Annotated in this window: 9 protein-coding genes; all 9 read right to left on the bottom strand. The window is 64.3% G+C overall.

Features of this window, described 5'->3' with window-relative positions; all coding sequences use genetic code 11:
- Positions 1–88: 88 nt before the first annotated feature.
- Positions 89–1,255, bottom strand: coding sequence for a lipid-A-disaccharide synthase (gene lpxB, locus XW59_RS16075; RefSeq protein ID WP_047146085.1), 1,167 nt, complete (start codon positions 1,253–1,255; stop codon positions 89–91).
- Complete coding sequence (gene lpxI / locus XW59_RS16070; RefSeq protein ID WP_246666107.1) at positions 1,255–2,145, bottom strand: UDP-2,3-diacylglucosamine diphosphatase LpxI; 891 nt, start codon at positions 2,143–2,145, stop codon at positions 1,255–1,257. The genes lpxB and lpxI overlap by 1 nt, the downstream gene beginning before the upstream one ends.
- Positions 2,129–2,962, bottom strand: a complete 834-nt coding sequence (gene lpxA / locus XW59_RS16065; protein WP_047146087.1) for an acyl-ACP--UDP-N-acetylglucosamine O-acyltransferase — start codon at positions 2,960–2,962, stop codon at positions 2,129–2,131. Before lpxA ends, lpxI begins: the two co-directional genes overlap by 17 nt.
- Positions 2,963–2,974: 12 nt before the next feature.
- Positions 2,975–3,442, bottom strand: a complete 468-nt coding sequence (gene fabZ / locus XW59_RS16060) for a 3-hydroxyacyl-ACP dehydratase FabZ (protein ID WP_047146088.1) — start codon at positions 3,440–3,442, stop codon at positions 2,975–2,977.
- On the bottom strand, positions 3,435–4,496 hold the full coding sequence (gene lpxD, locus XW59_RS16055; RefSeq protein ID WP_047146089.1) for a UDP-3-O-(3-hydroxymyristoyl)glucosamine N-acyltransferase: 1,062 nt from the start codon (positions 4,494–4,496) through the stop codon (positions 3,435–3,437). Before lpxD ends, fabZ begins: the two co-directional genes overlap by 8 nt.
- A gap of 50 nt (positions 4,497–4,546) precedes the next feature.
- Positions 4,547–6,919 (bottom strand): outer membrane protein assembly factor BamA, encoded by a 2,373-nt coding sequence (bamA, locus tag XW59_RS16050; RefSeq protein WP_047146090.1) that lies wholly within the window; start codon positions 6,917–6,919, stop codon positions 4,547–4,549.
- A gap of 218 nt (positions 6,920–7,137) precedes the next feature.
- Positions 7,138–8,277 carry an RIP metalloprotease RseP gene (rseP, locus tag XW59_RS16045; protein WP_047146091.1) on the bottom strand — a complete coding sequence of 380 codons (1,140 nt, stop codon included), beginning with the start codon at positions 8,275–8,277 and terminating at the stop codon, positions 7,138–7,140.
- Between the two features lie 147 nt (positions 8,278–8,424).
- Entirely contained in the window at positions 8,425–9,288 is an 864-nt protein-coding gene (locus tag XW59_RS16040) for a phosphatidate cytidylyltransferase (protein WP_082137611.1), read from the bottom strand.
- The gene (locus tag XW59_RS16035) at positions 9,285–10,001 is read right to left on the bottom strand and encodes an isoprenyl transferase (RefSeq protein WP_082137612.1); all 717 of its coding nucleotides are present in this window, start codon (positions 9,999–10,001) and stop codon (positions 9,285–9,287) included. Before XW59_RS16035 ends, XW59_RS16040 begins: the two co-directional genes overlap by 4 nt.
- Between the last annotated feature and the right edge of the window lie 46 nt (positions 10,002–10,047).

Below are 10,047 nucleotides of genomic sequence, written 5' to 3'. Positions count from 1 at the left end.
CGCTTGAAAGCTAAAGAGGCCCCGGACATGCCGGAGCCTCCTCAGTTTCCACACAGCCTGCAATGGCGGCCTTTTTCGTTGAGGTCTGTCAGGCCGTCCTGACGAGGGAAAGCACCGTTTCGGCGGCGAGCTCGCCGGAGGGCCTCGGCGTTTCAAGCGCCGCCGCAACCGCTTCGAAGCCGTGCAGTTGCGCGGCGCGCGCAGGTGTATTCGACCATAGTTGCTCGACGAGGCGGGCAAGATATTCCGGCCGGACCGTCTCGTTGTAAAACTCGGGGACCACGGGCCAGCCGGCGATCAGATTGGGCAGTGCGGCCGACCAGGCTTTGATCAGGCCCGACAGCGCCCGCCATATGAAGTCGGTCCTGTAGCAGGAGATGACGGGTACGCGTGAAAGCGCGAGTTCGAGGAGCACGGTGCCCGAAGCGGCCAGCGCGGCGTCGGCTTCGGCGAAAGCCTGCCCTTTGCGTTCCGGATCGAGAATGATCTCTGGCCGGATCTTCCAGTTAGCCGTTGCCTGCGAAACGGTATCGGCAAGCCGCGGCACGGTCGGCAGCAGAAGCTGGAAACGATTTCCCCGCTCGCCCAAAATCTCCGCCGCGCGTCCGAAATCGTCCATCAACCCCGCGACTTCCGCCCGGCGCGATCCGGGGAGGAGAAGCAGCTTCTTCTCTCTCCCCCCGCGATCGGGCCGTCCGAGCTGGCTCTCGGCAGCGGCAAGGATATGCCTGTCCTGGGTAAGCCTGTGGCCGACGAAGGTGCCGGCGGGCCCGTTCAGGCGCCGCAACTCGTCGGGCTCGAAAGGCAGGATGCACAGCACGTGGTCGACATAGGCGCGCATCTGCGCCGCCCTGCCCGGACGCCATGCCCATACGCTGGGGCAGACATAATGAACGGTCGGGATGGTCGGGTCGGCCGCCTTCACTTTGCGGGCGACGCGCAGGCTGAATTCGGGGCTGTCGATGGTGATCAGGCAATCCGGCTTCTCGCGCAGGACGAGCCGCGCCGTCTCGCCGATGCGCCGAATGAGCCGCGGCAGATCCCTTACGACGGCCGTCACACCCATCAGCGCGATCTCGGAACCGTCGAAGAGCGGCTTCAGCCCGAGCGCTTCCAGATGACGCCCGCCGACGCCGACGAGTTCCACCGGGCGCCCGGTCTTGCGCGTCAGGGCGGCAACGAGATCGGCGCCCAGGAGGTCGCCGGATTCCTCTCCGGCGACGATCGCGATCCGCAAGGGCGCAGCGTCCTGCATCAGCTCTTGTCCCTCGGCACCCCAATGACGAAGAGGCCGAGATCGTTCGCCCGCTCGATGGTGTGCTTGTAATCGAGGACGAAGGAGCGGCCGGTTTCAACGGCGACACCGGCAAGCCCGGCCGCGTGCGCCGCCTCGATCGTCTGCGGGCCGATCGCCGGCAGGTCGGCCCGCAGCTCCTGCCCGGGCTTCGAGCATTTCGCAAGTACGCCGCGATCCTTCCCGGCAATTCGGCCGTTGCCACGCAGCGGCTTCATCCGTGCCAGCAACCCGTCCGTGCCCTCTATGCCTTCCAGCGCCACCGCGCGGCCGCCGATCGCGATGGCTGCCTGGCCGATGTCGAGTTCGCCGATCGCGCGGGCGGCTTGCATTGCGGCGACGATGTCGGCCTTGTCGCGCGCCAGCGGCCGGGTGATCGTCATCGCCCCTTCCCTCGCGAGCAGGTTGGGAACGATCTCATGCGCGCCGATGACCCTGATCCCGTTCGCCTCGATATGGTCGATCAACGCGCGCAACAGGCCATCGTCGCCACGCGCGAACGCGGTGATCAGACGCGGCGCGAGCCTGAACAAATCGAGGCTCCAGCGGATTTTACGCAAGGGCGGACGTCGTTCCACGCCGCCGGCCAGCACGAGGTGGGTCACCCTCTGCTTCTTCAGCCGCGGGACGAGTTCGCCGAGATGCTCGAGCGGCATGGTGAAGTGCTCGCAGGGCGGAAATTTCGCCAAAATCTCGGCCTCGCCCTCCAGCAGAACCAGAAGCGGGGACCGGCCGGTGCGCACCAGTTCGGCCGCGACGTCTATCGGCAGGGAGCCGCTGCCGGCCACCACCGCGATGCGCTGCGGGGCTGAGGATTGGCGGGGCGGGGTTTCGTCAATCCGACTCGCCACCATCATCCTCTTCGGGATCGAGCAGCGCGGGAACCGTGAAATGCCGCTTGCCCCGCTGCGAAACGAATTCCACCATATCCATGACGACCGGGGAATCGGCAAATTTCGCGGCCGCTTGCGCCGCATTTTCCGCCAGCGGCTTGTCGGGCGAGAACAAAAGCTTGTAGGCGGCGCGGATCGTCGCGAGATCGCTGCGCGACATGCCCGAACGCCTGAGGCCGACCACGTTCAGCCCGCGCAGCCTGGCCCGGTTTCCGAACGCCATTCCATAGGGAATGACGTCGCCAACCACGCCGGCGGAACCGGCGACGAAGGCATGGTGGCCGATGCGAACAAACTGGTGGACGCCGGCAAAGCCGCCGAGATTGGCGAAATCGCCGACATCGACATGACCGGCAAGCGCTGCGTAGTTGGCCATCGTCACATTGTTGCCGAGCGTGCAGTCGTGGGCGACATGCGTGTAGGCCATCAGATAGGCGTTGTCGCCCACACGCGTCTCGCCGCGGCTCGTGTCGGTGCCCAAATGCAAGCTGGCGTACTCGCGGATGGTGGCGTTCCTGCCGATGATCAGCGTCGAGTGGCCGCCCTTGTGCTTGTGGTTCTGCGGCGGGCTGCCGAGCGCCGCATGCGGGAAGACGCGGCCGTCCTCGCCCACGGTCGTCGCGCCGGCCACGGAGACATGGCTGACGAGCTCGACCCTGTCGCCGAGAACCACCTGCGGGCCGACATGGCAGAACGGGCCGATGCGGACGCCTTCACCGAGCTGCGCGCCCGGCTCGACGACGGCGGACGGATGAACGAATGTTTCCAAGGTCATTGCGGAAATTCTTCAAGCCGGCTGTTTTGGCGACATCATGGCCGAAATCTCGGCTTCCGCAACCTTGGAGCCGTCAACAGTGGCCTCGCAGGCAAAGCGCCAGATATTGCCGCGCTGCTTGAGTTTTTTGACGTGGATTTCCAGCCGATCGCCCGGCACGACGGGCTTGCGGAACTTGGCGCCGTCCACGGTCATGAAATAGACCAGCGAAGGCTTGTCCTCACCGGTCGCCCGGATGCAGATGGCCCCGGCCGTCTGGGCCATGGCCTCGATGATGAGCACGCCCGGCATCACCGGCATTTCGGGGAAATGACCCTGAAAATGCGGTTCGTTCATCGTCACGTTCTTGATGCCGACGGCCGAATTGTCGCCGTCGATATCGACGATGCGGTCGACGAGAAGAAAGGGATAACGGTGCGGCAGAAGCTTCATCAACCCCAGGATATCGAGCGTATCCAGTGTGCTTGCGGCTTCAGACATCGTGCTTTCCCTTTTGTTCGCGTTCCCTGCGGACGATCGAGCGCAAGACCGCGATCTCGCGCATCGCATCCTTTATCGGCTGCGCGGGCACGCCACCCCACCGCTCACGGGCGGGGATATCGTTCATTACACCGCTGCCAGCTCCGATCGCCGCGCCGCTGCCGATCGTCAGGTGATCCGCAAGCCCCACACGGCCGCCCATGATCACTCCGTCGCCAAGCGTGACGGAACCTGAAAGTCCGCAATGGCCCGCAATGATGCAATTGCGGCCGATCCGCACGTTGTGGGCAATCTGAACCAGATTGTCGATCTTGGTTCCCTCGCCGATGACGGTGTCGGACATCGCGCCACGGTCGACCGTGGTATTGGCGCCGATCTCGACATCGTCCTGGATGATGACGCGGCCGATCTGCGGGATCTTTTCAAGCCCCGTCGCGCCGCCGACATAGCCGAAGCCGTCCTGCCCGATCTGCACGCCGCCATGCAGGAAGACGCGGTTTCCGATCAGCGCATACTGAACCGTGACGTTCGGCCCGACATAGCAGTCGCGGCCGATCTGGCATTGCGCGCCGATAACGGCGTTGGGCGCGATCACCGTGCCGCTGCCGATGGACACGCCGGGACCGACTACCGCGCCGGCCTCGACAATCGCGCCGTCTTCTATGGCCGCCGATGGCGCGACATGGGCGAGCGGCGAAATGCCGATCTCGCCCAGGAGCGGAGCAGGCCGTGCCGCGTTCGGAAAAAGCAGGCGGCCGATCATCGCGAAATCGCTCTGCGGCTTGCGCGAGACCAGCACCGCGACGCCGTCCTGCGCGAGCTCCGCCACGTCTTGAGAGCAGAGCATGACGGCGGGCGCCGGCCCCTTCATGGAGCGCGCGTTCTTCTTGCCGTCGACATAAATCAACGTGCCGGCGCCGCCCTCGCTCGCCGGAGCGATGGCGGATACGGTTTTGTCGGCCAGTGCGGGGGTAACCAATTCCGCGCCGGTCAACGCAGCGATCTCACCAGCGGAGAAACGGCGCGACGGCGAAAAGAAAACCGGTTGTGTCATGGAAGCCTTCTCTTCCGGGCCGTTTCCGGCCCGGAAGCTTCAAACCGGCATTAGAACCGGGTCGAGATGCCGAAGCTGAAATTCTGCACTTCGTCGTTTTCTTCTTCCGCGAGCGGAACCGCGTAGTCGACACGTAGCGGACCGAAAGGCGACGCCCAGATCACGCTGGCGCCGGCCGAAGCACGCAGCGCCGAATCAGTGCCACCGACATTCGCGATGTCGCTTCCGTAAAGCGTCGCCGCATCGACGAAGGCGGCCGCGCGCAGTCCGAAGCTCTCCGGGATCAGCGGAACGGGGAACTGGACCTCGGCGGACGCATTGAAATAGGTCGTGCCGCCGACATGGTCGACCTCGCCGTTCGGAGCCACCGAGTAGGGACCGATGCCGTTGAACTTGAAGCCGCGGATCATGCGGTTGTTGCTCTGGAACTGGTCGAAGACGCGAAGTTCCTTGTCACCGTAGCTCTGTATGTGACCGCCGCCGACGGAGATGAGACCGACGAGGTCCAGATCCTCCGAAAGCGTATGATAGTAGGAGCCGCGACCGGTGAACTTGACCCATTCCGCGTCGCCGCCGAGACCGGCCACTTCGGTCGTGAAGTTGGCGTAGATTCCCGAGCGCGGATTGCGCATGTCGTCGATCGTGTTGAAGATCACCGAACCGCTGACCGAGGACTTCACCCAGGGGCTCTCGCCTTCGATGGCGTCCCGGATCACCTGCGAAAGATCGCAGAGCGCGGGATCGAATTCTCCCGAGGTGTTCAGGCACTTGTCGCGATAATCATACTCTTCCTGAGTATAATTGTAGGCGATCTGCGTGCTCAGCGCCTGCGTGATCGGCAGGCCGAAGCGCACCGTGCCGCCGGTCAGCTCGCTCTCGTACTTGTCGTAGCGGCGCGTCTGGCGGTAGACGTCGAAGCCGGCGCTGATGCGACGACCGAGGAAGTAAGGCTCGGTGAACGACAGCATGAAGTCGCGCGCGTTCTCGCCGCCCGAAGCCGACAGGCGGATCGACTGGCCGCGGCCGAGGAAGTTGCGCTCGGCGATCGAGCCTTCCACGGAAAAGCCGCTGTTGGCGCTGTTGCCGGTGGTGTAGCCGCCGCCGAGCGAGAGCTCGCCGGTCGCCTTCTCCACCAGATCCACCACGAGGATGACCTGGTCGGGCTCCGAACCGGGAACGGTCGAAATGTTGACCGAGGTGAAGAAATCAAGGCGCTCGAGCCGGCGCTTCGCGCGCTGCACGAGAACCTGGTTGAAGGCGTCGCCCTCGCTCAGGTCGAACTCGCGGCGAATCACGTAGTCGCGCGTGCGGTCGTTGCCGCGGATCTCGATGCGCTGGATATAGGTGCGCGGACCTTCGTCGACCGTGTAGACCACCGAGATCGTGTGATTCTCGAAATTGCGGTCGCCGCGCGGGGTCACCTGGGCGAACGCATAGCCGAGCTCGGCCGCGCGCTCGGTCAGCCCGAGGATGGTGGCCTCGACGTCCTCGGCCTTGTAGGTGTTGCCCTGCCTCGTCTTCAGCTGGCCACGCAGCGCTTCGCTGTTCAGACCCTCGAGCGTGCTTTCCACCTCGATCGTGCCGAACTGATAGCGCTGGCCCTCATCCACCACGATGGTGATCGTGTATTCGTTGTTCGCCTCGTCGAGCTCGCCGGAGGCGGAGATGAGACGGAAGTCGGCGTAGCCGCGATTGTAATAGTAGCGGCGCAGCGCCTCCTCGTCGGCGCGCAGACGATCCTCGTCATAGATGTCGTTGCGGAACAGGAACGAAAGGAAGTTCGACTGCTTGGTCGAGATGACGTCGCGCAGGCGACCGTCGCCGAAGGCGGTGTTGCCCTCGAAATTGACGGCCTTGACCTTGGTGCGTCCGCCTTCCTGGACGTTGAACACGACGTTGACGCGGTTGTTGCCGAGATCGATGACCTGCGGCGTGACGACGGCATCGTTGCGCCCGATGCGGGCATAGGCCTGACGGACCGTATCGGCGTCGGCTTCCAGAAGCGACTGCGAGAACGGGCTGCGCGGCTGCAACTGAACGGCGCGCGAAAGCTCGGCTTCCTTGACCTTCTTGTTGCCCTGGAAGATCACCTGGTTGACGATCGAATGCTCGCTGACCTCGACGACGAGCGTCGAGCCCGACTGGTTGATGCGGACATCCGAGAACAGGCCGGTACCGAAGAGGCGCTTCACGCCCTCGTCGATATCGCTGTTGTCGAACGAGCGGCCGGGCGTGATGCCGACATTGTTGCGGATCGTATCCGCATCAACGCGCTGGTTGCCCCTGACCTCGATTCGATTCACGACGGCAGCTTCCGCAGCGGAGACGCTGGCGAGTTGCAATGCAGTTGAACCGGTAAAAACCAAGCCGGCTGAAAGAGCCACCGCCGAAGCGGCGCTCAGAAAATTGGAAGCTGCCTTCATTGGGCTTTTGAACCTTTTTTTCTCGTAGTCCCCACGGCGAGAAATCCGGACGCGCGGTAATTCTGGATACCGTATTACCCGGATTTGCCATACACGCAAGGCTTCTAGTTAATATGCGTTTACTAAATCCCCGGGCGTGGCTTTCGCGTCACGCATATTCCCCACCATGGTAAACGCCTTCTCAATTATCGTCCCAACATCGCGGTTTTGTTCATCTTTCAGCAACCGAAGAGGTCGTTCCAGAAGACGAACAGCATGAAGCCGAGGACCAGGAAGAGCCCCGCCCTGTAGACCAGTTCCATGACCCTCTCGGAAACCGGCCTGCGTGCCACCGCCTCAATTCCATAGAACAGCAAATGGCCGCCGTCGAGCGGGGGAATGGGAAGAAGGTTGAGAAAACCTATTCCCACCGAAAGCAGCGCGACGAGCTGCACAAGCCACTCGAAGCCGAGCGACGCGGCCTTGCCCGCCATGTCCGCGATCTTGACCGGCCCGCCCAGCTGGCATTTGTCCTCGCGGCCCACGGCGAAACGCTGGAGGAACTGCCCGGTCCTGGCAATGATATGGCCGGTCTCCACGACCGCCTGCCCCAGCGCCTCCATGGGGCCGTAGGTCACGAGGCGGGGCTGGCCGAGCGCCTCGTTGTTCACGACCCCGATGACGCCGATTCGAACGACGTTGCCGAGGGCGTCGTTCTGCTCGATATATTCGGGCGTCGCCGTCAGCGTCACTTCCCGGCCTTCGCGCTGCATGACGAAGGTGAGCGGGTCGCCCGCCCGCCCCGAAACGATCCGCTGAACGTCGTTGAAGGTCGAGACCTTCGTGCCGGAGACCGAAACGAAGCGGTCGCCGGGCTGGAAACCCGCCGCAGCCGCGGGGCTGTCGGCGCGTACCTCCGCGACCGTCGGTTCCGAGACATATTTGCCGTAGATCGAGAACATCACCGCGAAAACGGCGATCGTCAGCAGGAAATTGAACAGCGGACCGGCGAAGACCGTCGCGGCCCGCTTCCAGACGGGCTGGAGATGGAAGGCGACGCGGCGTTCCTCCGCGCTGAGTGTCTCCATCTCCTGCGAATCGGGCTGGCTCGTCGCGCTCATGTCGCCGACGAACTTCACATAGCCGCCGAGCGGGATGGCCGACAGCTTCCAGCGGGTGCCGTGCCGGTCGTCGAAGCCAAACAGCTCGGGGCCGAAGCCGATCGAGAACGCCTTCACACCGATGCCGCACCAGCGCCCGACGAGGTAATGGCCCATCTCATGCACGAAGACGACGATCGTCAGCACGAAGAGGAAGGGTATGATCGTGCTGATGAGGATGTTCTGGGTGCTGAAGAAGGTCGAGAGGAAGTCTGTCAATTCGTCCCTTTCCCGGGATTGCGGTGGCTTGCGTTAATTGCCGTGGCAATCCCGGCGAATCCGTGACACTGGCTTCGGCCTTTTAGCAGCAGTTCCAGCCGACACGATAGCTTTCACCCTTTGAGAAAAACGTGATGCGAAACGGCGTCAACCGCCGAAGAACGCGAGCGCCGGTCTGTCGAGTTCGCCCACGGCGGCGGCATAGAGGCAAAGCGCGAAGGCCGCCGCCACCAGCCCGTCGACACGGTCCATGACGCCGCCGTGGCCTGGAATGAGGTGGCCGGAATCCTTGACAGCGAAACGGCGCTTCATGGCGGATTCGAAGAGGTCGCCCGCCTGCGCGACGATCGAAAGGATCAAGGCGAGCAGAAGCGCGGCGACAAGCCCGGTCTTCATGTCGAACAGGACGGCGATGACGCCGCCGGCCGCCATCGCGAAGACAGCGCCACCGAGCGCGCCGCTCCATGTCTTGCCGGGCGAGATCGAGGGCGCCAGCTTCGGCCCGCCGAGCGCCTTGCCGGCGAAATACGCCATGATATCGGTCACCCACACGACGGCGAAGAGGAACAGGACCAGGCGCATCCCTTCCCAGTCCGAGCCACGCAGGAGCGCGAGCGCGACGGCCGACAGGCCGGCATAGACGAGGCCGACGACGTGCCATCCGCCCTGCCCCGTGACGCGGGCATGGATGGCGCCGGCGATCGCGGCGCAAAGGACCGCGGCGAAGAGATAGATCGCCGGCAGGCCCAGGACGACGAGAACGAGCACGATCGCCAGCAGCCCCGCCAGCAGTTTCTGGTGAACGAGATTTTCGGCCGTGCGCGTCATCGCCAGCCATTCGTGGAGCATCGCCGCGCCGATCGCCGCGGCAAGAAGCCGGAAGGCGATGCCGCCGAGCCAGGTCAGCACGAGCACGACGATAATGAGGACGATCGCCGACAGGACGCGCTGCTGGAAGTTGCTCAGGCCGCCAGTCTGGTCTGGTTCGGAAGGATCAAGGCCGCCGCTCATGAAGCGACTTCGCGGGCGGCAAGCCCGCCATAGCGACGCTCGCGGCCGGCGAAGCTCTCGATCGCCCCGGCCAGATCGGCCGAGCCGAAATCCGGCCAGTAGCAGGGCAGGAAGATGAGTTCGCTATAGGCGCCCTGCCAGAGGAGGAAATTGGAAAGGCGCAATTCACCGCTGGTGCGGATGATGAGGTCGGGATCCGGTATGAGTCTGGTGTCCAGAAACCGCCCGAAGCTTTCGGGTGTTATTTCGGCGGGGTCGAGCGTGCCGGCAGCGGCGGCCTTGGCCAATTCCTTCGCCGCGCGGGCGATCTCGTCGCGTGCACCGTAATTGAAGGCGATGACGAGGTTCATCCCGGTATTCTGCGCCGTCAGCGCCTCCGCTTCCTCGACCAGGGCGCGGATGTCGGCGGCGAGGCTTTCGCGTTCGCCGATCATGCGGACGCGCACGCCGGCCTGATGGATTTCGGCGAGGTCGCGGCGAATGAACAGCTTCAGGAGCCCCATCAGGTCGCTGACCTCGGATTTCGGGCGCGACCAGTTCTCCGAGGAGAAGGCATAGACGGTCAGCCACTCGATCCCCAGATCGCCCGCCGCGCGAACGGTGCGGCGCAGCGCTTCCACGCCCGCGCGGTGTCCGGCGGCGCGCGGCAGGCCCCGCGCCTTGGCCCAGCGGCCATTGCCGTCCATGATGATCGCGATATGTGCGGGCTTCACGTGCGGATCCCTTTCCAGCGAATCCCGTTCAGGTCGGATGTTGCCG

It is taken from the genome of Aquamicrobium sp. LC103, assembly GCF_001014615.2.
GTDB lineage: Bacteria > Pseudomonadota > Alphaproteobacteria > Rhizobiales > Rhizobiaceae > LBCQ02.
The sequence above is the reverse complement of the archived record's forward strand: the minus strand, read 5'-3'. Positions and strand labels throughout refer to the sequence as shown.